The organism is Streptosporangium sp. NPDC050284 (assembly GCF_044459525.1).
Classification (GTDB): domain Bacteria; phylum Actinomycetota; class Actinomycetes; order Streptosporangiales; family Streptosporangiaceae; genus Streptosporangium.
Window position 1 is genome coordinate 229,931 of sequence record NZ_JBITIZ010000011.1, and the last position, 22,282, is coordinate 252,212.

Annotated in this window: 17 protein-coding genes and 1 pseudogene; 6 read left to right on the forward strand and 12 right to left on the reverse strand. The window is 69.8% G+C overall.

From position 1 onward, the window contains the following. Positions 1-92: 92 nt before the first annotated feature. Positions 93-1,064 (reverse strand): WYL domain-containing protein, encoded by a 972-nt coding sequence (locus ACIBH4_RS25750; RefSeq protein ID WP_362768403.1) that lies wholly within the window; start codon positions 1,062-1,064, stop codon positions 93-95. Positions 1,065-1,211: 147 nt separating this feature from the next. On the opposite strand from ACIBH4_RS25750, the gene ACIBH4_RS25755 reads away from it, so the two are divergent. From ACIBH4_RS25755 to ACIBH4_RS25765, 3 genes are all read left to right on the forward strand, one after another. Next, the gene (locus tag ACIBH4_RS25755) at positions 1,212-1,634 is read left to right on the forward strand and encodes a VOC family protein (RefSeq protein ID WP_362513210.1); all 423 of its coding nucleotides are present in this window, start codon (positions 1,212-1,214) and stop codon (positions 1,632-1,634) included. Positions 1,635-2,054: 420 nt separating this feature from the next. Further along, positions 2,055-4,328, forward strand: coding sequence for a catalase (locus ACIBH4_RS25760; protein ID WP_399172959.1), 2,274 nt, complete (start codon positions 2,055-2,057; stop codon positions 4,326-4,328). Between the two features lie 271 nt (positions 4,329-4,599). Continuing rightward, positions 4,600-5,997, forward strand: a complete 1,398-nt coding sequence (locus ACIBH4_RS25765; protein ID WP_362768406.1) for an SDR family oxidoreductase — start codon at positions 4,600-4,602, stop codon at positions 5,995-5,997. An 11-nt stretch (positions 5,998-6,008) separates the two neighbouring features. Here the strand turns inward: ACIBH4_RS25765 and ACIBH4_RS25770 are convergent, their stop codons facing one another. The 5 genes from ACIBH4_RS25770 to ACIBH4_RS25790 all read right to left on the reverse strand — a co-directional run bounded on the left by ACIBH4_RS25770 (position 6,009) and on the right by ACIBH4_RS25790 (position 14,209). Continuing rightward, positions 6,009-7,793: a glycoside hydrolase family 15 protein gene (locus tag ACIBH4_RS25770; protein ID WP_362513219.1), complete on the reverse strand. Its 1,785-nt coding sequence runs from the start codon at positions 7,791-7,793 to the stop codon at positions 6,009-6,011. Positions 7,794-7,883: 90 nt separating this feature from the next. Further along, positions 7,884-10,778, reverse strand: a complete 2,895-nt coding sequence (locus tag ACIBH4_RS25775) for an FAD-binding and (Fe-S)-binding domain-containing protein (RefSeq protein WP_362768409.1) — start codon at positions 10,776-10,778, stop codon at positions 7,884-7,886. Positions 10,779-10,929: 151 nt separating this feature from the next. Next, positions 10,930-12,033, reverse strand: a complete 1,104-nt coding sequence (locus tag ACIBH4_RS25780; protein WP_362513226.1) for an enolase C-terminal domain-like protein — start codon at positions 12,031-12,033, stop codon at positions 10,930-10,932. 7 nt (positions 12,034-12,040) lie between these two features. Continuing rightward, positions 12,041-13,840, reverse strand: a complete 1,800-nt coding sequence (locus tag ACIBH4_RS25785; protein WP_362768412.1) for a thiamine pyrophosphate-requiring protein — start codon at positions 13,838-13,840, stop codon at positions 12,041-12,043. 150 nt (positions 13,841-13,990) lie between these two features. Continuing rightward, positions 13,991-14,209 carry a hypothetical protein gene (locus ACIBH4_RS25790; RefSeq protein ID WP_362513232.1) on the reverse strand — a complete coding sequence of 73 codons (219 nt, stop codon included), beginning with the start codon at positions 14,207-14,209 and terminating at the stop codon, positions 13,991-13,993. A gap of 311 nt (positions 14,210-14,520) precedes the next feature. On the opposite strand from ACIBH4_RS25790, the gene ACIBH4_RS25795 reads away from it, so the two are divergent. From ACIBH4_RS25795 to ACIBH4_RS25805, 3 genes and pseudogenes are all read left to right on the forward strand, one after another. Continuing rightward, positions 14,521-14,841 (forward strand): plasmid stabilization protein, encoded by a 321-nt coding sequence (locus tag ACIBH4_RS25795; RefSeq protein WP_362513235.1) that lies wholly within the window; start codon positions 14,521-14,523, stop codon positions 14,839-14,841. Positions 14,842-15,529: 688 nt separating this feature from the next. Beyond that, positions 15,530-17,248, forward strand: coding sequence for a serine/threonine-protein kinase (locus tag ACIBH4_RS25800; RefSeq protein WP_362768438.1), 1,719 nt, complete (start codon positions 15,530-15,532; stop codon positions 17,246-17,248). Positions 17,249-17,383: 135 nt separating this feature from the next. Continuing rightward, positions 17,384-17,494, forward strand: a pseudogene (locus ACIBH4_RS25805) (hypothetical protein); the annotation flags it as partial. On the opposite strand, the gene ACIBH4_RS25810 reads toward ACIBH4_RS25805, so the two are convergent. The 6 genes from ACIBH4_RS25810 to ACIBH4_RS25835 all read right to left on the reverse strand — a co-directional run bounded on the left by ACIBH4_RS25810 (position 17,458) and on the right by ACIBH4_RS25835 (position 22,237). After that, a complete protein-coding gene (locus ACIBH4_RS25810) occupies positions 17,458-18,687 on the reverse strand; it encodes a glycosyltransferase family 2 protein (RefSeq protein WP_362768415.1) in 1,230 nt (409 codons plus the stop codon). The pseudogene ACIBH4_RS25805 and the gene ACIBH4_RS25810 overlap by 37 nt on opposite strands. A gap of 11 nt (positions 18,688-18,698) precedes the next feature. Continuing rightward, entirely contained in the window at positions 18,699-19,721 is a 1,023-nt protein-coding gene (locus tag ACIBH4_RS25815) for an iron-containing redox enzyme family protein (RefSeq protein WP_362513241.1), read from the reverse strand. 354 nt (positions 19,722-20,075) lie between these two features. After that, entirely contained in the window at positions 20,076-20,615 is a 540-nt protein-coding gene (locus ACIBH4_RS25820) for an isochorismatase family cysteine hydrolase (protein WP_362768418.1), read from the reverse strand. Positions 20,616-20,689: 74 nt separating this feature from the next. Further along, complete coding sequence (locus ACIBH4_RS25825) at positions 20,690-20,965, reverse strand: DUF2795 domain-containing protein (protein ID WP_362513247.1); 276 nt, start codon at positions 20,963-20,965, stop codon at positions 20,690-20,692. A gap of 244 nt (positions 20,966-21,209) precedes the next feature. After that, entirely contained in the window at positions 21,210-21,794 is a 585-nt protein-coding gene (locus ACIBH4_RS25830) for a hemerythrin domain-containing protein (RefSeq protein WP_362513250.1), read from the reverse strand. 101 nt (positions 21,795-21,895) lie between these two features. Beyond that, positions 21,896-22,237 (reverse strand): putative quinol monooxygenase, encoded by a 342-nt coding sequence (locus ACIBH4_RS25835; RefSeq protein ID WP_362768421.1) that lies wholly within the window; start codon positions 22,235-22,237, stop codon positions 21,896-21,898. Positions 22,238-22,282 lie beyond the last annotated feature (45 nt).

Sequence of the window (22,282 nt, forward strand, 5' to 3'; positions counted from 1 at the left end):
TCCCGGCAGGGAAGTGGCCTTTTTTGATCTTCCGGGTGACCACGTTCCCTTGGACTCATCCTCATCGCAGGGTCGTGCCGGTGGTCGTCGTGTCATGCTCTGGCGAAGCGGCGGGCGAGGAGGGTGAAGGCGTCCCTGAGCTCGGCCGGGCCGACGACCTCGATGTCGGCGTCGAACCTGCCGACGTCGGAGGCCAGGGCGGTCCACGACCATGACCCCAGGGCGAGCCGGCAGCGGTCGGGGCCGAGTTCTTCGACGACTCCTTCGCGGGTGTAGCGGGACACGATGTCGGCGGGCAGGTCGAGGATCACCTCGCCGCGGCACGGCCAGTCGGCGGAGGAGTCGTCGGAGCCCCGGAATCTGGCGGTCACGAAGGCGGCCACCGTGCCCCCGGGCAGTTCGCGCGGTGTGAAGCGTGGCCCGGTGGGGACGCGCGGGGTGATCCGGTCGACGCGGAAGGTGCGCCAGTTCTCGCGGTCGAGGTCCCACGCGACGAGATACCAGCGTCCGCCCCAGGTGACGAGGTGATGGGGCTGCACTCGGCGCGGCGGGGCGAGCGCGTCGCCGTCGTCCGCTTCCGACGCGTAGTCGAAGCGCAGTTCCTCGCGGGCGTGGACGGCGGCGCTGAGCGCGGTGAGTACGCCGCTGTCGACCTGCGGGCCCGGCCGGAGCTCCGGCCGCTCGACGGCGGTGACCTGGAGGGTGTCGATGCGGTGGTGCAGTCGTGCGGGCATGACCTGGCGGATGGTGTGCAGGGCGCGCGCCGCGCCCTGCTCGATGTCGGCGCCGCCGGCGGTGGCGAGCCGCAGGGCGATGACCAGGGCGACGGCCTGCTCGTCGTCGAACAGCAACGGGGGCAGCTCCGTGCCGGCGTCGAGCCGGTACCCGCCGTCGGGCCCCTTGAAGGCCGTGATGGGGTAGCCGAGCTCGCGCAGGCGGTCCACGTCGCGGCGTACGGTGCGGGGGCTGACGTCCAGTCGCTCGGCCAGCAGCGCTCCTGGCCAGTCCCGGCGGGCTTGGAGCAGCGAGAGCAGCGCCAGCAGCCGCGCTGAGGTTTTCGGCATGCCATCCAGTCTGCCGGGAGAAGAGGACAGATCCTGGCCACTTCCCCTGCGACCGTTGTCCCCGGCCGAGCAGGTTCGCGGTCGACGGTCCAGGCCGGGATCGCCTGATGGCGCCCGGAGACGATGAGCAGAGATCAGGGGTGGAGTATGTCCGTCAAGTCCGTGGCGCATGTGAACTTCCGGGGCGACGCCCGCGCGGCGCTGGAGTTCTACCGGTCCGTGTTCGGCGGCGACGTCGCCGTCGTCACGTACAAGGAGGCGGGAAACGTGCAGGACCCCGCCGAGGCGGATCAGGTGATGTGGGGACAGGTGGTCGCCGACAACGGCTTTCACGTGATGGCGTACGACGTGCCCTCGCGGTTGCCGTGGGACCGGGGTGAGAGTTCGTTCTTCCTCTCCGTGCGCGGCGAGAGCGTGGAGGAGATCACCGAGTACTGGCGGGAGCTGTCCGTCGGGGCGACCGTCGTGCAGCCGCTGGGGCCCGCGCAGTGGGCTCCGCTGTACGGGATGCTCAGGGACCGCTTCGGCGTCGTCTGGGTCCTGGACGTGGCGAGCCCGTACAACGGCTGATCGCGGGGGCGGGCGCCACGACGTGTTCGCGGGTGGTGCGCGGCTTTTCGCAGGTGGGGTGTGGCGAGGGGTGGGTGAGGCTCGGACGTTTGCCCACGAGGGAGCGGGTAAGGACCTGACCTTACGTGGAAAGAAGCGCCGCTCATGGAGTGTGGAGTCGCCGGGTAGGGCACACGCCCGAACGAACGATGTCCGCACCCGTGTTGCGGAGCCGGTCAAGAACAGGGATCCCGGGTCGTGAGCAGCGGGATCCCAAAGCCGTAGTCAGGTCATGTGCCGAAGCGGGGGCATCGCACAGCGCCACCGCTGGTTCCCGACGGTCCGACCGCGCCCTCGGCGCATCGGCCCGCCGGGGACCGGACGTGATCTCCGCCCGGTGACGCCATACCTCGAGGGGGAACGATGGAGAAGTCTCATCCGATGAAGGAAACGGTCGACAAGGTCGTCGACAAGGTGGTCGACGCCGTGTCGGGTGATGGATCTTCGGATGTGGTCCCCGGCCGGCCGAGCAGCGGGACACCGTCGCTGGATGAGCCGACCGAGCCCCGGGCGCCTCTGCCGCCCAAGCCCGACCAGAGCGGCCCCGACCCCTTCACCCCGACCGGGCAACCCGCCGATGTGCCGCCGGCGGCGCGGGCGCAGGGCGGCGAGTACCTGACGACGGCTCAGGGCCTGCGGCTGGCGGACACCGACCACTCGCTCAAGGCCGGTCCCCGCGGACCGGTGCTGCTGCAGGACCACCACCTGCGCGAGAAGATCATGCACTTCGATCACGAGCGCATTCCCGAGCGCGTCGTGCACGCCCGCGGCGCCGCCGCGCACGGTGTCTTCCGCGCCTATGGAAACGCCTCGACGGTGACCAGGGCGGCATTTCTCGCCGAGGGCGTCGAGACCCCGGTCTTCGTGCGTTTCTCGACCGTCCTCGGGTCACGGGGGTCGGCGGACACGGTGCGCGACACGCGGGGATTCGCTACGAAGTTCTACACCGGTGAGGGTGTCTTCGACCTGGTGGGCAACAACATCCCGGTGTTCTTCATCCAGGACGCGATCAAGTTTCCCGACGTCATCCACGCGGCCAAGCCGCATCCCGACCGGGAGATCCCCCAGGCCCAGAGCGCGCACGACACGTTCTGGGACTTCGTGTCCCTGCACACCGAGGCCACCCACCACACCATCTGGAACATGTCCGACCGGGCCATCCCCCGCTCCTACCGGACGATGGAGGGTTTCGGCATCCACACCTTCCGGCTCGTCAACGCCGAAGGGGCGACGACGCTGGTGAAGTTCCACTGGAAGCCCAAGGCCGGGGTGCACTCACTGGTGTGGGAGGAAGCCCAGATCATCAACGGCATGGACCCGGACTTCCACCGGCGTGATCTGGCCGACGCGATCGAGGCGGGCGCCTACCCGCAGTGGGAGCTGGGCATCCAGGCCTTCCCCGACACCCCCGAGCAGACCTTCGAGGGCATCGACCTGCTGGATCCGACGAAGATCGTTCCCGAGGAGCTGGCGCCGGTCCAGCCGATCGGCCTGCTCACCCTCAACGCCAACCCGACCAACTACTTCGCCGAGACCGAGCAGGTCGCCTTCCACCCGGGCCACCTGGTACCCGGTATCGACATCACCGACGACCCGCTGCTCGCGGGGCGCCTGTTCTCGTACCTGGACACCCAGATCAGCCGGTTGGGCGGCCCCAACTTCGCGCAGATCCCGATCAACCGCCCGCACGCCCCGGTGAACGACATGCTGCGTGACGGCCTGCACCAGACGGCGGTGCACGCGGGTGTCGCCCCCTACAAGCCCAACTCCCTCGACGGCGGCTGTCCCTTCTTCGCGGGGCAGCAGGAGGGCGGGTATGTGGAGAGGCCGGTGCAGGTCGCGGGCCGGAAGGTGCGCGAGGCTCCGGCGTCGTTCGCCGACCACTTCAGCCAGCCCCGCCAGTTCTGGCTGAGCCTCACCCCGGTCGAGCGCGAGCACGTCATCTCCGCGTACACCTTCGAGCTCGGCAAGGTCTACGAGCAGGCGATCAAGGAGCGCACTCTGCGGGTGCTCGCCGAGATCGACTCGTATCTGTGCGCGCAGGTGGCCGCGGGACTGGGTCTCCCCGTGCCGGAGCCGACGGGTCCGCCGACTCCGGTCGAGCCCAGCCCCGCGCTCTCCCAGCTCGGCCAGACCTGGCCCACCACCGGCCGGATCATCGGCATCGTCGTCGGCGAGAACAGCGGCCTGGACGGGGTACGCGCCGTTCGCCAGGCGATCCTGGACGGCGGCATGGTGCCGCTGGTCATCGCCCCGGCGGGTGGCGTGCTCGGAGCGGACGGAGCCGATCCCGTCACCGTGCAGCGCACCTTCGCCACCGCCAGGTCGGTGGAGTTCGACGCCCTGCTGCTGGCCGGGGCGCCCGCACCGGGCAAGGACGCCTACGGCGCCAGGGACGCCAAGGCGGGCACCGGCACACTCGCCGCGGGAATCGACCCGCGGGTGCTGCTGATGCTCGGTGAGGCGTTCCGCCATGCCAAGCCGCTCGGCGGCTGGGGAGATGCCGAGCGGGCGCTCACCGCCGCGGGGATCGACACCGCGGCACCCGGTGTGTTCGTCGGCGACGGCGGCGACGGCGTGCTCGGGGAGGTCGTCCGGCTGCTGGGGCAGCACCGGGTCTGGGAACGCTTCCCCACCGCGATCGACATCGCCTGACAGGAACGCTCGGGGCGAGGCGGTGGCCTCGTGGGCCGACGGGCGCGGATTGTTCCGGCTCGTCATCACCACGGACGGCCACCGGCCTCTCCCTGCGCACCGGTGACGCCGGCCAACCTCGACACCAACGCGCGCCTCGCCCCGCGCGCCGGTGACGCCGTCCGGCCACGCCGCCTCAGGGGAGCGCGTCAACTACGAGAACATTAATCCTTTTAGCGTGTTATGTCGTTTTTGTCAGGGTAAATCGACTCTGCACGATGGGAGTCGAGCCATGACAACACGAGATGGACGACGCGTCGTAGTGATCACCGGAGCCAGCGCGGGCATCGGCCGGGCCACCGCCCGCCGTTTCGGCGCCGAGGGCGACGCCGTGGCGCTGATCGCACGAGGTGCCGACGGCCTGGAGGGGGCCGCGCGCGAGGTGCGCCAGGCGGGCGGCGAGGCGCTGGTCATCGAGGCCGACACCGCCGATCATGATCAGATCGATGCCGCCGCGGAGCGGACCGAGGACGAACTCGGTCCCATCGACGTGTGGGTGAACGTCGCCTTCGCCTCGGTGTTCGCCCCCTTCACGCAGATCACACCCGAGGAGTTCCGCCGCGCGACCGAGGTCACCTATCTCGGCTTCGTCAACGGCACGCGCGCCGCGCTGAGGCGGATGCTTCCCCGCGATCACGGGGTGGTCGTCCAGGTCGGCTCGGCGCTGGCATACCGGGGGATTCCGCTGCAGAGCGTGTACTGCGGAGCCAAGCACGCCATCCAGGGATTCAACGAGTCGCTGCGCTGCGAGTTGCTGCACGACAGGAGCGGTGTACGGGTCACCATGGTGCAGATGCCCGCGGTCAACACGCCGCAGTTCGACTGGGTGCTGTCGCGTCTGCCCGGCCATCCCCAGCCCGTTCCCCCGATCTACGAGCCCGAGATCCCGGCCGACGCCATCCTGTACGCGGCGGAGCACCCGCGGCGGCGCGAATACTGGGTAGGAGTCTCGACCGCGGCGACGCTCCTCGCCAACGCGGTGATCCCCGGCCTCCTGGACCGATACCTGGCCTGGACGGGCTACGCCTCCCAGCAGACCACCGAGGTGACCCATCGGGTCCCTCCCAACCTGTGGCGTCCGGCCGACGAAGAACCCGGTACCGATGAGGGGGCGCACGGCTCCTTCGACCACAAGGCGATAACGCGCAGCCCGCAGCTCTGGGCCTCCCAGCATCACGGACTGCTCGCGGGGGCCTCGGCCCTGACGGCGGTGCTGGGCGCTCTGGCGTGGGCGCACCGGCGCACGGCGAAGGGGACGAGGTGGCGTGGGTCGTTCGAGGAGCGACCGATGCCACCGGTGCGGACGATCGAGGTCACGCGCGCGGCATGGGGCCTGGCGCTGCTGCTGGCGCCCTCGCAGGTGCTCCGCACCCTCGGAGGGAGAAGGAGTCGCGGGGCGAAGGTCGTCGCTCGTCTGCTGGGTGCCAGGCAGCTGGGCCAGGCGGCCTGGTCGGGTCTTCGCCCCAGCCGGTCGGTGCTCGCCGGTGGCGCCATGATCGACCTGGTGCACGCCGGCACCGCCGTGGCGCTCGGGGTGGTCGACGGCCGCTGGCGTCCTGTCGCACTCTCCGACGCGGGGGTCGCCCTCGCCTGGAGCCTGGCCGGACTGCGCGACAGCGGCAGGTCGTGACGCCGATCGCGTCACGGGAGGGTACGTGCGCCGCCTCGCCCGGACCCCGGCACCGAGAGCGTTACCGCCGACTCCAGCAGCAGTGCGTGCACGAACGCCTGGGGCAGGTTGCCCCGCGACTGCCGCTGGCCGATGTCGTACTCCTCGGTGTACAGGCCCGGTGAGCCGCACGCGGCACGGTTGCGCTCGAACCAGCGGACCGCCTCGACCTCGTCTCCGCTCTGGTAGGCGGCGAGCGCGGCCATCAGCCCGCACATCACGAAGGCGCCCTCCGCCTCGCCGAGAGGCCGCTGGTCCTGATGGAAGCGGTAGAGGTAGCCGTCGCGTTCGAGGTCGGTGTGTACGGCCGCGCGCGTGGCGACGGTTCGCGGATCATCCGGCGCGAGGGCGCCACGGATGGCCGGGATGAGCAGGGCCGCGTCCACTCGTCGATCGTCGAAAGCGCGCTGCCAGTGGCCGGACGGGTGGAGTCCGTGCCGTGAGGTGTGAGCCAGGACGGTATCGGCGAGGGCGCTCCAGTGAGCGGCCTGCCTGGCCGGGGCGATGCCCGCCGCTGTCTTCAGCCCGGCGACGCAGACCAGTTTGGAATGCACCCACTGCCGTGGGGGCAACTCCCAGATTCCCGAGTCCGGCTCCCGCCACCGTCGCGCGATGGCGTCGACCGCGCTCTCCAGGGCGTGCCAGGAGTCGATATCCAGCCGATCCCGGCGCGCGGCGGCGGCGAGGAGCAGCAGCGCCTCGCCGAACGCATCCAGCTGGAACTGCCCGGTCACCCGGTTGCCCACTTTGACCGATGATCCCGGGTAGCCCGGCAGGAACGGCAGCGGGTGTTCCTCGGGCACCCGACCGCCGACGGCGGTGTAGGCGGGTGCGAGGTGAGGGCCGTCGGCCAGCAGCCGTGCGGTGACGAATGCGACCGCCGCGTCCAGCAGATCGTCGAGACCGGCGACCGCCGCCGCGCGGCCTGCATAACACTGATCGCGGATCCAGGTGTAGCGGTAGTCGTAGTCGCGGCCGGCCTCGGCGCGCTCGGGCAACGAGGTGGTGGCCGCGGCGACCATGCCGCCGCCCGGTGTCGTCATGCCTCGCAGCAGCGTGTGGGCGTGTATGGCGTCGCGGTGGGCGATGCACCCCCGCAGGGAGGGCGCGGTGACGAGCCACGACTGTTCGGTGGTGCGCCATGCCGTCGCCGGATCGACGGGCGCCACGTCGAACGGCCGACAGGCCAGCTCCAGCACGAGGTCGTGATGCTCTCCCTCGGGCACCCGCAGATCGGCGCGTAGCTCTCCCCCCGCTCCCTGGTGGGCGTGCTCGGCACCCGTCCAGCGCAGGTGGAGGTCGCCGGTGCGGCCGCTCCAAACCCCCGCCTCGCGGTGCGGTTCGCGCAGGGGCCGCCTGCCGAAACCCGCCCGCGGATCGAGGATCACCGCCACCCGGGCGGGGCCGTCCACGGCCCGTATCCGGCGCAGCAGCACGGCACGTTCCGGATCGGCGGGGAAGGCGAGGGCCTCGCGGCATTCGACGATGCCGTGCGAGGTCACCCACCGGCTGTTCCAGATCAGCGAGCCGTTCTCGTAGAACCCGCCCCACACGAACCGTGCGCCGGTGGGCGTGATGGCGTACACGCCACGGCCGCCGAGCAGGTTCGTGAACACGGCGTCGGAGTCCCATCGCGGCACGCACAGCCAGCAGATGTCCCCCATCGGGCCGATCAGGGCCCCGCGATACCCGTCGGCAAGGAAGGCGTACTGCCGCAGCACATGCGGGGCGAAGCTCGTGGTGTCTTCCTCCACCATGGAACCGGCCTCCCCTCTCGGCGTGTCGGGGCCGCCGGACGGCCCGCTTGCTCGGTCGGGTACGCGAGAGGGCGGGGTCGGCGAGGTGGTTCAGCGGACGCCCGAGCGCACCCGCTCCTGCTGCCGGCGCGCGGGGGCCGGTGGCGACCGCAACAGCACCTCGGCGAGGAGTTCGGCCAGATGAACCGGTTTCGCGTGGGTGCCGGACTCGATCTGGGTGCGGCAGGAGAAGCCGTCGGCGAGAATCCTGGTCCCCTCGTCCGCCGCCCGCACGGCGGGCCACAGCCCCAGCTCGGCCACCCCGGTCGAGATCTCGTGGTGGCCGCGCTCGAAGCCGAAGTTGCCCGCGAGCCCGCAGCAGCCCACGTCCAGCACCTCGACCTGGACCCCGACGCGCTCCAGCAGCCTGGTGTCGGCCTCGAAGCCCCAGATGGCGTGCTGGTGGCAGTGCGGCTGGGCGAGCGCGCGCACTCCCGTACCCGGCGGCGGGGCGACCGGTACCCGGTCGAGCAGCATCTCCGACAGCGAGCTGATCCGGTGGCCGAGCAGTTCCACGTCCGGGTCGCCGGACAGCAGTTCGGGCGCGTCGGAGCGCAGGACGGCGGCGCAACTCGGTTCCAGTCCGACGACCCGCACCCCCCGCCGCAGCCGGGGGGCGAGCGCCGCCACGGTCCGGCGCAGCACGCGCCTGGCGGTGGCGAGCTGGCCGGTGGAGATCCAGGTGAGCCCGCAGCACAGCGGCACCGGCGGCACCTCGACCCGGTAGCCGTGCGCCTCCAGCAGGCGCGTCGCCGCCACGGCCGCGCCGGGACGGAAGTTGTCGGTGAAGGTGTCCGGCCACAGCACGACCGGCTCGCCCCCGTCGAGATCTCGTGGCTGCCGGTCGCGGAACCAGTCGGTGAAGCGCTCGGCGGCGAAGCGCGGCAGTTCGCGATGCCGATCGACACCCCCGGCCAGCCGGATCAGCCCGCTCAGGCCGGGCGTGTGGGTGAGCGCGTTGACCGCTCCGGGCGCGAGGGCGGCGATCCTGGCCCACAGGGGCAGCCAGCCCATCGAGTAGTGCGCGACCGGCCGTGGCCGTCCCCGGTAGTGATGGGAGAGGAACTCGGCCTTGTAGGTGGCCATGTCCACGTGCACCGGGCACTCACCTCGGCAGCCCTTGCAGGACAGACACAGGTCGAGCGCGTCGTACACCGCCCTGGAGCGCCAGCCGCCGGTGACCGTCTCGCCGCGCATCATCTCCATCAGGATGCGGGCCCGGCCCCGGGTGCTGTGCCGCTCCTCCCGGGTGACCCGGTAGCTGGGGCACATCACCCCGCCGGAGTCGGAGCGGCACTTGCCGACGCCGACGCAGCGGGCGGCGGCGTGGGTGAACCGGTGGTGGTCGTCCGGGTAGTCGAAGTACGTCTTCGGCTCGGCGGGGTGATAGTCAAGGTGGTCGAGGTTCTCGTCCAGCCGGTACGGATCGACGATCTTGCCGGGGTTCATCCGCCCTTCCGGGTCCCAGATCCGCTTGAAGACACCGAACAGTTCGACGACCTCGGGGCCGAACATGATCGGCAGCAGCTCGCCCCGTGACTGCCCGTCGCCGTGCTCGCCGGACAGCGACCCGCCGTAGGAGGCGACGAGGCGCGCGGCATCCTGGACGAATCCGCGGTACTTCGCCACTCCCTCGGGGTCGTCCAGGTCGAACGGTATCCGGGTGTGCACACACCCTTGCCCGAAATGCCCGTAGAGAGAGGAGTTGCGGTAGTCAAAGCGGTTCAGCAGCGTCTGGAAGTCGCGCAGGTAGTCGCCGAGCCGCCCCGGCGGGACGGCCGCGTCCTCCCAGCCCTCGTGGGTGTCGGGATTGTCCGGTGGGTAGGCGGTCACGCCCAGCCCGGCCTCGCGGACCCTCCACACCCGCTCCTCTTCTGCGGGGTCGTCCAGATAGGTGGTGTGCGCGCCCGTGGTCTTGTCGAGCAGCCTCCTGGCCCGCTCGTCGGCCTCCTCGCGGGTGTCGCCGCCAAACCGCACCATCAGCCACCCCGACCCTTCGGGCAGCCTGTCCAGTACCTCCTGCCCGGCGGCGTGTTCGACCCTGGCCAGGTCCATCAGTTCGTGGTCGAGCCCTTCCAGCGCCAGCGGCCGGTGCTCCACGATCTTCGGCACCATGTCGCCCGCCGTGGCGATGTCGGGGTAGCCCAGCACCGCCAGCGACTGGAACCGGGGCACCGGGAAGAGGCTGATCTCCGCGTGTAGCACCGTGATCAGCGTCGACTCGCTGCCCACCAGCGCGCGGGCCACGTTGAAGCAGTTCTCCGGCAGCAGCGAGTCCAGGTTGTAGCCCGAGACGCGGCGCGGGATCTTCGGGTAGCGGGTCCGGATCAGCGCGAGGTTCTCGTCGCGCAACCTTCGCATCGCCCGGTAGATCTCAGCCCGGCGCCCACCCAGCGCGAGGATGTGCTCGTACTCCTCCTCGGAGGTCTCCCCCACCCACATCCGCAGGCCGTCGTAGGTGAGCACCTCCAGTCGGATCACCGAGTCGGCCGTTTTCCCGTACGCCTGCGCCGAGGCGCCGCACGAGTTGTTGCCGATCATCCCGCCGATGGTGCAGGTGTCGTGGGTGGAGGGCTTGGGACCGACCATCAGGTGCCGGTCGGCGAGTTCGGCGTTGAGATCGTCCAGGCAGATGCCGGGCTCGACCAGTGCCCGCTCGCCGTTCACCGACAGCAGTCGCGTGCAGTACTTCGACCAGTCGATCACCACGCCCTCGTTGCAGCACTGCCCGGCCAGGCTGGTCCCCCCGCCTCGGGAGTGCACCGGCGCCCGGTGCTCGTGGCAGACGCGCACGGCCTCGGCCCCGGCCTCCACGGTGCGGGGCACCACGACCACGGACGGGGTCTGCCGGTAGTTCGAGGAATCGTGGGCGTAGGCGGCGAGCGACCCCTCGTCGCACCGCACCTCCCCGTCCACCCGGGCCCTGAGGTTGCGATAAAGGGACACAAATGCCTACATACCCTACATAAACCTCACTAGGGTGAAAAAGGGTAATTTTCCGGCGCGGAGTTCTTTTGTTTCCGCCGGGATCGGGGCGCGTCCTCGGACCTTACCGCCGCCGGGAGCCGTATCGGGTCGGTCGCCGGGCGGCACGCCGTCAGCCGACCCGATAAGGCTCGGCATCGGCGTGGCGCAGGCTCAGGCCGTGTCCCGGCGCGTCCTGGCGAAGCCGCAACAGCCCGTCGTCCGGGTCGAGGGCGCCGTCGAAGAACATCGTCTCGATCCGCGCGTGGTCGTGGAACCACTCCAGGTGGCGCAGGTTGGGAACGGCCGCGGCGGCGTGCGCGTGCAGGTGCGGCGCGCAGTGTCCGGACAGCTGCAGGCCGTGCGAGGCGGCGACGGCGGCGACCCGCAGCCACTCGCTGATCCCGCCGCAGCGCGACACGTCGGCCTGCAGACAGTCCACCGCCCTCGCCTGGCACATCCGCCGGAAATAGGGGAGATCGCCGCCGTACTCCCCGGCGGTGACCTCGGGTGACACGGCGGCGCGGACCTCGCGCAGCCCGTCGAGGTCGTCGGAGGAGACGGGCTCCTCCAGCCAGCGCACATCCAGCCCGGCCGCATCGCCCATCACCCGGATGGCCTGCTTGACGGTGTAGCCGCCGTTGGCGTCCACGAACAGCTCGACGTCCTCACCCACGACCTTCCTGGACAGGCGCATCCGCTCCAGGTCGCGGCCCGGGTTCGCGCCCCAGGACTCCCCGATCTTGATCTTCACGCGGGGGATCCGCCGCTCCTGGGTCCAGTGGGCGAGCTGGCGGGTGAGCGCGCGGTCGTCGTAGGTGGTGAAGCCGCCGCTGCCGTAGACCGGGACCTGTTCGCGGGCCGCGCCGATGAGCCGGTGCAGTGGCAGGTCCAGCAGGCGGGCCTTGAGGTCCCACAGTGCCACGTCCACGGCGGAGAGCGCGTACCCGGCCACCCCCTGCCTGCCGTCGTTGCGCACCGCGCGGACCATGGCCTGCCAGGTGCCGGTGATGTCCAGCGCGGCACGGCCCCGCACCACCGGTGCGAGCCGGTCGCCGATCACAACGGCGCAGGCGGCCGGCCCGTACGTCCAGCCAAGACCGGTGCCGCCACCGGCCCGCACCCGCGCCAGCACGATCGTGGTCGAGTCCCAGGCCAGCGTCCCGTCGGCCTCGGGCCCGTCCGTCGGGACGGTGTAGGCGCTCGCCTCGACCGCCTCGACGAGTGGACCGGTCACGGTCCGGTCACCTGCCGCCGTCGCGGTGCGGCAGGAACTCCTGCATCTTGGTCCTGATCCCCTCCCGCAGGACGCCCCAGCGGTTCTCGTCACCCCGCAGAAGCGCCTCGGCGGAGTCCTTCATCTGCTCGAAGGTCGCGTGCGGCGGGATCGGAGGCACGTCGGGATCGACGTACACGTCCAGGAGGACGGGCCGGTCGGCCCCCAGCGCACGCTCCCAGGCCGGCGCGACCTGTTCGGGGCTGTCAACGGTGAACGCCCCCATGCCCAGGCTCGCGGCGAAGGCGGCGTAGTCCACGTCCGGCAGGGTCTGCGACTGGGGGAACTTGGGCGAGCCCTGCATGGCGCGCATCTCCCAGGTGACCTGGTTGAGGTCGTTGTTGTGCAGCACCGCGACGATCAGCCGCGGGTCGGACCAGTCGCGCCAGTAGTGCTTGACGGTGATCAGCTCGGCCAGGCCGTTCATCTGCATCGCCCCGTCGCCGGCGAACACGATCACCGGGCGGTCCGGGTGGGCGAACTTGGCGCCGATCCCGTACGGCACGCCCGGCCCCATGGTGGCCAGCGTGCCCGACAGCGAACCACGCACGCCGTCGCGGAAGCGCAGGTTGCGGGCGTACCAGTTGGCGGCCGAGCCGGAATCGGCGGTGACGATCGCGTCGGCGGGCAGCAGCGGGGACAGCTCGTGGAACAGGCGCATCGGATTGACCGGCTTGGCCTCGACCATCGCCTCCATCCGCATGGTCTCCCACCAGCGCTCGACGTCGGACTCGATGCTCTCGCGCCAGGAGCGGTCCTGCTTGTGTTTCAGCAGCGGGATGAGGGCCCGCAGGGTGGTCGCGGCGTCGCCGACCAGGTTCACCTCGTAGGGGTAGCGCATGCCGATCAGCTTGGGGTCGATGTCGATCTGCACGGCCCGTGCCTGGTTCAGGTTCGGCAGGAACTGGGTGTAGGGGAAGCTGGAGCCGACGGTGAGCAGCGTGTCGCAGCCCTTCATCATCTCGTAGCTCGGCCGGGTGCCCAGCAGCCCGATGGAGCCGGTCACGTACGGCAGCTCGTCAGAGAGCACGTCCTTGCCCAGCAGTGCCTTGGCCACGCCCGCCCCCAGCAGCTCGGCGACCTCCTTGAGCTCCTCACGGGCACTTCGGGCGCCGGAACCGGCCAGGATCGCGACCCTCTCACCGGCGTTGAGCAGGTCGGCGGCGTAGTGGAGCGCCGCGTCGTCAGGAAAGATCTTCGGCCAGTCGATGCCCAGGCTGGAGGGCACCATCTTGAACTCGTGGCCCGGCGGGGTGTACTCGAGTTCCTGTACGTCGGCGGGCAGGATGATCGCGGTCGGGGCCCGCTCGGCCAGTGCCACGCGGATCGCCCGGTCCAGCACGTTCGGCAGTTGCTCGGGCACGGTGACCATCTGCACGTACTCGCCGGCCACGTCCTTGTAGAGCGACAGGAGATCGACCTCCTGCTGGTAGGAGCCGCCCATCGCGCTGCGGTTGGTCTGGCCGACGATCGCGAGCACCGGGACGTGGTCGAGTTTGGCGTCGTAGAGGCCGTTGAGCAGGTGGATCGCGCCCGGTCCCGAGGTCGCCGCGCAGACCCCGAGGCGCCTGCCGAACTTGGCATAGCCGACCGCCTCGAACGCGCTCATCTCCTCGTGCCGCGCCTGGACGAACACCGGCCGGTCCCCGGCCCGTCCCCATGCGGCGAGCAGGCCGTTGATGCCGTCGCCCGGATAGCCGAAAACCCTCTGGACCCCCCACTCACGCAGGCGTTTCAGCACATAGTCGGCAACGGTCGTCGAAGTCATCGGTCATTCCCCCTCGGTTGGGATACAGGCGGCCGAACGACCGCTCACACCCCGCCTTTCGCCCACCCCGTCGGTCTGCTCCAAGCCGGCCGGTCGTCCCAGGGTTCCCGCGAGATCCGTGCCCTCCTGTCGGCCGCCGGCCGTGGGGGCTCAGCGGCGCCGGGGGCCGGACCTGGTGGGACCGCCCCTGCGCAGGGTCGCCAGCCACTCCCCGGTGACCAGCGCGCAGGCGGCGGCCAGCGCGGTCAGCGCGATGCCCGCCAGGAAGAGCGGCCACATCTGGGAGATCCCGGCCCCAAGGGTGAGCGCCAGCAAGACGATGAAAGCGATGCAGGAGACGATCAGCCGGGCGTTCAGCGGTTTCCTCATAACCCTCCTCCCGGCCAGTGGTGCCGTCGGCCGTCTTTCCTGCTCCCTTACCCCGACTAGCGCAAAACCACCACAAAACCTGACATATAACCCAATGGGCTTGTTTTGTGGATATCCGATTCGTGATCCGGTGTTTCGGCGGCGTGTGCGCCGGTCGGTGGAAACAGTCCGGCTCCTCGCGCCTGGCAGGTTCGTCACCCACGGCGGTGGTGGTGAGCCGAATTCGGCCGGTGTCCGCATGTCCGGGAGGCGTTGGGGCAGGGACCGAACAAGGGCACGAACGACGAAAGGATCAAGGAAAGGGGATCGTCATGCCTCGGGGATCGAGTCCCAAGCGGGAACGACAGTACAAGCACATCAAGGAGAGCGCACGCGAGCGCGGCGAGAGCGAGAAGCGGGCGACCGAGATCGCGGCCCGCACGGTGAACAAGGAGCGGGCGAGAGCCGGTGAGTCGCGGACCGCGAGCCGTACCTCGACCCAGGACATCTCCTCCTCCCGGCGCGGCGGGCTGCGTTCGCACTCGGGTGCGGGTGGCCGGACGCGGGACCAGCTGTACGCCGAGGCCAAGCGCCGCGGCGTCAAGGGACGTTCGAAGATGACGAAGGCCCAGTTGGAGAAGGCGATCGGCTAGTGATCGGCCGTTAGGGCCCGGTCGGCTTCGGGCGCGACGGTGAGGCGACCGTCCTGAAGACCGGTGCCACGCGGACCGCGGTGGCAACGGTGCTCGTCGAGAACACCGTTGACGTCGTCCGAGTGCCGGTGGCGCCGGTCAGGGGATGCCGGGGGATGCCGGGGGATGCCGGGGGATATCGAGAACACGGCCGTCGCGTGCGAGGTGAAGACTCATACGCCGGGCGAATGCGGACCACGGTGTCCGAGCCTGGACGTGCGGTTTCGCGCATCTCCGCCGGGTGGACGGGAGCGGTGCGGCCATGCCGTCCCCCACGGGATTTCATTCTCTGTTCGGGGAATTCCCCATGAGGGCTCACGGTCGCATGACCGGGGGATTCATGTGAAATGCCATCTCAACGGTGCGTTGATATGTTGAAAATTGTTGTACGTACATAATGTCGATCCTATGATGACTTGAGTTATGGATCCGTGCGGGGGCATTGAGGTCGAAACTCGGGATTCGGGCATGCTTCCTGACGTGCTGGACGATCTCGCATCGACCTCGATCCGTGCGAGCCGGCTGTGGACGTGCCCACCCCCACCCTCGCCGTCTCCGGGGTGTGGTCCGGCCGAACGGTGCTGTCGCGGCCGACATCCGCGTCGAACAGTTCATATCCGGGGGAGGGTGCATGAAGGACGATCAACTCATGGAGTCCGGAGAACCTTCACGAATCAGCGCCTATCGCATTGTCAGGAAGATCGGGGAGGGCGGGCAGGGCGTCGTCTATCTGGGTAAGCCGGATTCCGGCGCTCCCGTTGCCATAAAGCTCTTCCATATCCGGCTCGGCCGGGACAGCGTCGTCCGTGATGACTTCGAGCGTGAGCTGAAAGTCGCAAAACGGGTCGCCCGTTTTTGTACGGCGCAGGTCCTGGATTTCGGCATCTGGGAAAACCACCCGTACATCGTGAGCGAGTATGTCCCGGGCCGTTCGCTCCAGGAGGTGGTGACCGAGGAGGGGCCGCGTTCGGGCAGCGCTCTGGAACGCCTGGCCATCGGTACGGCCACCGCGCTGGTCGCCTTGCACGACGCCGGAATCGTCCATCGGGATTTCAAGCCGCAGAACGTGCTGATCGGCCCGGACGGGCCCCGGGTCATCGACTTCGGCATCGCCCGGGACCTCGCGGTGACCGGTGCGGTGACCAGCAGGGTCGTGGGAACGCCCGCCTACATGGCCCCCGAGCAACTGAGCGCCGGTCGGCCAGGTCTCGCCCTCGACGTCTTCGCCTGGGCCTCCACCATCGCCTTCGCGGCGACGGGCCGTCCACCGTTCGGCGACGAGGCCATTCCCGTGATCATCAACAGGATCCTGAACCTCGATCCCGACCTCGACGGGATCGAGACACCGCTGCGGGACCTGCTCGCCGCGTGCCTCGCCAAGGACCCGGGCCGAAGGCCCACGGCGCAGCAGATCCTCGATCGGCTGGTGCGCGGGAACGGGTCCGCTCCCGTCGACTCACTGGAGACCTACGCCGTCCACCGCCCGGACGCCCCCGCGGGAGACGGCGCTTCGCGATCACCGGTCCGAGATGAGACGCCTGGTTCGCCGGGCGGGACCGGCGGGGGTGGCTCGTCGGCCCGGGGTACGGAGTCGAGCCTCCTGAGCAGGGGCGGAGCGGTGGGTTCGCCGGCCCGGGACAGGGAATCGAGTCTCCCGGGCAGGGACGGAGCGGTGGATTCGCCGGGCGGAGCGGACGCCTCCGGCGTCATGGGCGCCGCCACGGACCCGGACACGCTCAAAAGGCGCGGGAAGAGGCGCACGACGGTCCTCGTGGGAGTCGCCGCCGTGGTCGTCGCCGGAGCCGCCGGGGCCTTCGTCGCTCTGCTGCCCGTCGGAGACTCGACCGTGCCGGTGGCCGGTGGGCCGCGGACCTCGCCGGCGCCGACCGGTGGGACAGGACCGATCGGCGGGACAGGAACGCCGAAGGACGTCGCCGGCCCCATTTCGGCCTCCATCGGTGTGGGAACCGCCTCTCCGGAGGTGGTTCCCACACCATCGGTGTCCGATCCCGTCGCGAGCAGCCGCCCCGCGACGAAGCCGGCGGTGCCCCAGCCCTCCCGCGAACCCTCCACCCGTACCGAACCCTCAAGCGGAGACTCGCGCCCCGGACGCTCGTCGCCCGAACCGGCGCGGCTCGTCGAACTCGGTCCCGGCCATTTCACCGACTACTGCAGGACGATCGGCTGGGAGTGGGTGGAATACCGGAAAACCCCCAGGCCGGGGGCGTACTGCGTCATACCGAAGGGAGACCGGACCATGTATCTGACCCAGGCCAAACGTGACGCCGGTTGCCGGTGGCGGTTCGACGAGCCGAAGGCCGTCCACCGCTTCAAGAACAGTTCGAACTACTGCTACGTCTCCCGCTGACGAGGCCGCGAGCGGTATGTGTACGGTCTGCTGAGCAATGGGCGCGTAAATCGATGGAACCGGGGCGGTCCGTCTTGGCGCGGACCGGCGTTTTTTCCGGGGTGCGGTGGGCACAGGGGCGATATGCGCTCAAAAATGGATGATTCGGTCACAGTGACCCCCTGTGAGGACGGGCCGCTGCTGATCCGGGGGCCGTTCACCCTGCTCACTCAGGACGGGGCCGTCATCGATCCCGGCCGGGCGACGGTGGCGCTGTGCCGTTGTGGCCTGTCCGCTTCCAAACCGTTCTGCGACGGCTCGCACAAGCGGGCCGGTTTCCGGGCCGCGAGCGAGCCGGACGCGGCGGCCTGAGCACACGTCTGAGCCTGAGCACACGTCTGAGCATGTGTCCGAGCACGCCTCTGGGCACGCCTTCTGAGCAGGCGGGGCGGGTGAGCGGCGGCCGGTATCCGGCGCCCGGCGTAGAAGACGCCGCCGCGCAGGAATCGGGTCGCGAGGGCGAGCCAGCTGCAGACGGCCCGCTCCAGCAGCCATATCGGGGCGAACAGCGCGGCGGTGAAGGGAAAGACCCGTGGCCCGCCCGCGCGGCGGCGACCGATCTCGGCCAGGCCCACCGCCAGCCCGGCCCCGGCCAGGGCCGGCCCTGGGCGTCGTCGTAGCAGCGCGACGGCGAGAGCGGGTGCGATGGCGAGAAAGAACGCCATGCGGGCCGGTTGCGCGAGGTCGTCGTAGGCCTGGCGAACCCGCTGGGACCAGAAGTGGCGCGGATCGGGCGGCAGGCGGCGAACGTAGAGATCAAGCGGGCGATCCTCACGGCCTCCGTGGGCGCGGACGGTGCGGATCAGTTCAAGGTTTTCGAACAGGACGTCCCCGTCGTAGCCGCCCATCGCGAGGAAGGTCGAGCGGCGCACCCCGAACGTGCCGGGATAGTCGGCGCCGAAACCGCGGTTGAGCAGGGTGCGGGCGGTGTCCCAGCGGGCGTGCCAGGGCATCGGGTCGAAGTGGTTCTGCGGGCGGACCAGGTCGGCGTTCCTCAGCAGGGCGTCGATCCTGGCCAGTTCGCCCTCGCCGTAGCGGACGTCGTCGTCGGCGATGACCACGTGTTCTGCGCGGGCCAGGCGCAGTCCGGTGATCACCCCGTTGACCTTGCCGTTGGCGAAGTCGAGGTCACCGTCGGGTCGTACGTGCAGCGCGAGGCCCTCCCAGCGGGCGGCGTGCCGGGCGAACAGAGCGCCGGGGGAGCCGTCGACGACGATGACACGGACGAGCGGGCGCAGCCGGCGCAGGTAGGCGGTGAGCTCCTCAAGACCGGCGTCGTCATTCCAGCGCAGCGGCAGCACGTAGTCCATACCGGAGTCCATACCGGAGTCCGTGTCGGGGTTCGTGCCGTAGCCCACATCGGGGTCCATGTCGCGATCCGTCTCCATGTCGGGGTCCATGTCGAGGTCCGTCAGCGGCTCTCCGCCATCACATTCGTCTCGCGCAGTGAGGAGACACCGCACCGCCAGCGATCCATGACGTGCTCGGCGAAGAGCCGATCGAGAGCGAGGGCGCAGGCCGCTCCGTACAGGACGTCACCGGCCCGCGAGGGGTGTTCGCGGACGAAGCCGCCGCACATGTCGTGCGCGGCGATCTGCTCGTGGACGGCGTCCGCCTGCACGTGCTCGTCGTAGAAACGCCTCGCGGCCTCGTCGCCTCCCAGCCTGCGCAGTCCGGTGGAGTAGCGACGGTTGGGGACCGAGGAGGTCATCTCGAACGCCGCCAGGTGGCCGAGCAGCGCCCCGAGGTGGCGCCGGTGAAGACCGAACAGCGACATGGTGTTGGAGATCGCCAGCGTGATCGCCGGGACCCGGTCGAGGTAGGCGCCGTAGGAGTCGTCCAGTCCCAGGCCGCGCATGGTGGCCCGAAACAGCTCGGAATGCATCTTCTCGACGCGCCCGCCGCCGTACTCGTCCGCCTGGATCTCCACCAGCGCCGCCTTGGGACGGCCGTTCAGCCGGGGGATCGCCCAGGTGTGCGGGTCGGCCTCCCTGAGGTGGTAGATCGACCGGTGCGCGACGAACTCGCGGAACTGTTCCAGATCGGCTCGCCTGGCGAGGAAGGCCGACAGGGAGGGGCCGTCGTCGGCGGCCACCAGTTCGGCCAGGGCGCGTCGCATGGGCACGTCCGGCGTGAGCGGTGGGCACGGTGGGCACGGTGGGCGGGGTACGGCTCGCGCGATACCGTCCTCCAGCCCTCGCTCCAGCACCTTCCTCATCGCCAGCAGCGACGGTTCCCACTCCCACTCCTCGTCCACCTCCTCGAAGCCCCGGTAGTGCAGCTCGTAGCAGGTGAAGAGCGCCAGCTGGAGGTCCTCGTCGTCGATGGCGGGAGCTCCGGCCGGTGCCGGTGGTGTGTCGAAGGGGTGGGGCGGACGCCTCAGCCGTTCGAAGAGCGCGGCGGTAAGGGGACCCCGAGGCGTGGGCAGCTGCATCACGATCTCCCGTATCGGCGAAAAGCTGCGGGTGGAAGGGGGGATGGGCCGGTGGAGATTCAGATTCCCGGAGGGTGTCTCCCCGTGAGGTCGAGCGGCGGGGTTCCCGGCCCGGTAGATGAGTGGGTCCCGATGTCGGTGCGATCGTTTGTGGATATGTGCTCGTATGTTGACTTATCGAACACTCGTACCATATGTCCCTGATGCCCTCATCTTTACCGAGCTAACCTCCCAGCAGCGCAAGCCGTGAGGAGGGTCGCGTCGAGGTGACGAGCGACCAGGGTGAACGCCGTTATCCCAGGTGGCAGCGGTCGGTGGGTGCCGGGGCCGCTGCGCGGTGCGTAGAGCCGAGGGTCATTCCAGGCAGCGGTCGGCGGGAAGGAGTTCGGCGCGCATGTTGCGCTCCATCATCCGCAGTGACGCCTCGGCGAGGTCGGGATGGATGTGGGCCACGCAGTCGGAGGCCACCCGGACGGAGAAGTCGCGCACGTAGGCGTCCAGGGCGCTGTAGAGCACGCACTGCTCGGTCACCTGGCCGGCCAGCACGACGGTCTCGACCTCCTCGCGGCGCAGCAGATACTCCAGCGGCGTGCCGAAGAACGCGCTGTGGCGCACCTTGGGCATGAAGGCGCAGTCGGTCGGTGGAAGCACCGGCTCGACCAGGTCGGGGCGTCGTCCCTCCAGGGCACGACGTCGCAGGTCCTCGGCCGTGGCGGCGAAGTCGCCGTGGTTGTCGTTGACCACAATCAGCTGGGCGTCCCGATGCCGGTGGGCACGCCTCATCAACTCCGCCAGAGGCTCCACGATCTGCTCGGCGCTCTTCTGCAGCGCATCGGCGTCCTCGTGGTCGTAGGGATTCAGCATGTCCACCACGACCACCGCGACAGCACTCATGTTTCCGTCCTCCGTGATCCGGGCCGAGGGTGATCACGGCTCTCGCGGGGCAAAACCATGATCACCCTTCGGCTTCAGCCCTGTCCGGTCTCTTCCTTGCCGTATCCGAGTGCCTGCGCCACGTCCGCCAGGGTCTCGAAGGTCTGTTCCGGCAGTGACCGCACCGCCCCGAGCACCGCGTCGGGTGCGCCCTGCTCCTCGGCTCGCGCCAGCAGGGTGGCGCGGTCGGCGGGGAAGGCGTCGGCGCCGCTGATCCACCGGGCCAGCTCGCTGCGGGCCTGCACGCCCTGCGGGGTGATGCCCTGCGGGGTGCCGGGTTCGTGGCCGGGCGCTCGTGATGTCGGTGTCATATCGTTCTCCCTCGATGTGACCATAAAGCTCGTCCCCTCTCGGAGCGGGCCCTGGCGTCAGGTGAGAGTCTCGTACGGGTGTTGGGTGTCATTCCCGGTATTTCGTCTCATGACGTTTTTGTGCCGGATGAGCCCTTACCCGCTCTCTATGGGGCAAAAATCCATGTGAGAAGGCCACCACCCGTTGACTCGCGGCCGACGCCGCGGGCCCGGCTCGCCGGTACAGACCCGGATACGGACCTGTTCAGCCCTGTTTGCCCATGGCCTGGCGGATCACGTCACGGGCTCGGTCCATCATCGCGACCGGTGTGCCCACCAGCAGGTTCTTGGTCGCCGACTCCACCCCGGGATGCGGGTGGGTCGGCGCCATCGCCTCGGCCGCCTTCACCCCCACCGCCATGGCCCGGCGCTCGGCGGCGTTGGTCTCGGCGCGCAGCTGGGTGAACTCGTAGCGCTCCTCGCTGCGGGCGTGGGCCGTCACCGCCGCCCGAAGCACCGCCAGGTTCTCCGCGAACCGCGGATCGTCGGCGCCGGCCTTGTCCATCTCCATGAGCAGTTGCTTGGCCTCGTTCTCCTCGGCCAGCCGGTCGTCCACCACCGCGTCACCGCCCTCGATCTTGTGGCGGACGTACGGGTGGACGATCTCCTCCTCGGCGGTCTCGTGCACCGCCAGCAGCCGCACCAGGCGCTGGAACGCCTCCGGTCGCTCGCTCGGCGAGGCCTTCTCCACCTCGTCGAACAGGTCGCGGATCAACGCGTGCTGGGCCAGCAGCAGATCCACCACATCGTTCTCGCCCATCAGCTCGGGCACCGTCTGACGATCACCCATGTTCTCTCTCCCCTCTCCTCTTGTCCGGCCTGCCCTACCCTTTTGGAGCGGGAAATCCATCCGAGGGGGCGCGGGAGAGCGTAAGCGAACCGATAATTTCCCTACGGATGGTCCTGGCCCGCCCTGGGCGTCACCTCTGTCATCCGCGACCAGCCCTCGCCGGGCACCTCGACATTGATGATCTCCGGCGTCTCCGCCACCACATCGGGCATCCAGGTCATGGCGGTCTTGAAGTGCTCCGATCCCACGTGCGCCTCACCGGCGGCGGACGAGGCGAACGCCTCCAGGAGAACGAACCGGTCGGGTGTGTCGACGCTCCTGGACCATTCGAAGAAGATGTTTCCCGGCTCGTCGCGAGTGGCCCGGGTGAAGTCGTCGACGAGTGCGAGCCATTCGTCGGCTCGCTCGGGACGGACGGTGAACTTGACGGCGATGAAGATCACGAATTGGCCCCTTCGGCTCTGTTTGGAATGTGTTTTCGTTGGAAG

What these genes read in the sequence shown, in the direction of transcription:
- ACIBH4_RS25765 (WP_362768406.1), top strand. Translation starts at nt 4,600, where the DNA reads ATGACAACACGAGATGGACGACGCGTCGTAGTGATCACCGGAGCCAGC.
- ACIBH4_RS25790 (WP_362513232.1), bottom strand. Translation starts at nt 14,209, where the DNA reads ATGAGGAAACCGCTGAACGCCCGGCTGATCGTCTCCTGCATCGCTTTC.
- ACIBH4_RS25770 (WP_362513219.1), bottom strand. Translation starts at nt 7,793, where the DNA reads ATGGTGGAGGAAGACACCACGAGCTTCGCCCCGCATGTGCTGCGGCAG.
- ACIBH4_RS25815 (WP_362513241.1), bottom strand. Translation starts at nt 19,721, where the DNA reads ATGCAGCTGCCCACGCCTCGGGGTCCCCTTACCGCCGCGCTCTTCGAA.
- ACIBH4_RS25800 (WP_362768438.1), top strand. Translation starts at nt 15,530, where the DNA reads ATGGAGTCCGGAGAACCTTCACGAATCAGCGCCTATCGCATTGTCAGG.
- ACIBH4_RS25825 (WP_362513247.1), bottom strand. Translation starts at nt 20,965, where the DNA reads ATGACACCGACATCACGAGCGCCCGGCCACGAACCCGGCACCCCGCAG.
- ACIBH4_RS25810 (WP_362768415.1), bottom strand. Translation starts at nt 18,687, where the DNA reads ATGGACCCCGACATGGAGACGGATCGCGACATGGACCCCGATGTGGGC.
- ACIBH4_RS25760 (WP_399172959.1), top strand. Translation starts at nt 2,055, where the DNA reads ATGAAGGAAACGGTCGACAAGGTCGTCGACAAGGTGGTCGACGCCGTG.
- ACIBH4_RS25795 (WP_362513235.1), top strand. Translation starts at nt 14,521, where the DNA reads ATGCCTCGGGGATCGAGTCCCAAGCGGGAACGACAGTACAAGCACATC.
- ACIBH4_RS25820 (WP_362768418.1), bottom strand. Translation starts at nt 20,615, where the DNA reads ATGAGTGCTGTCGCGGTGGTCGTGGTGGACATGCTGAATCCCTACGAC.
- ACIBH4_RS25750 (WP_362768403.1), bottom strand. Translation starts at nt 1,064, where the DNA reads ATGCCGAAAACCTCAGCGCGGCTGCTGGCGCTGCTCTCGCTGCTCCAA.
- ACIBH4_RS25785 (WP_362768412.1), bottom strand. Translation starts at nt 13,840, where the DNA reads ATGACTTCGACGACCGTTGCCGACTATGTGCTGAAACGCCTGCGTGAG.
- ACIBH4_RS25755 (WP_362513210.1), top strand. Translation starts at nt 1,212, where the DNA reads ATGTCCGTCAAGTCCGTGGCGCATGTGAACTTCCGGGGCGACGCCCGC.
- ACIBH4_RS25830 (WP_362513250.1), bottom strand. Translation starts at nt 21,794, where the DNA reads ATGGGTGATCGTCAGACGGTGCCCGAGCTGATGGGCGAGAACGATGTG.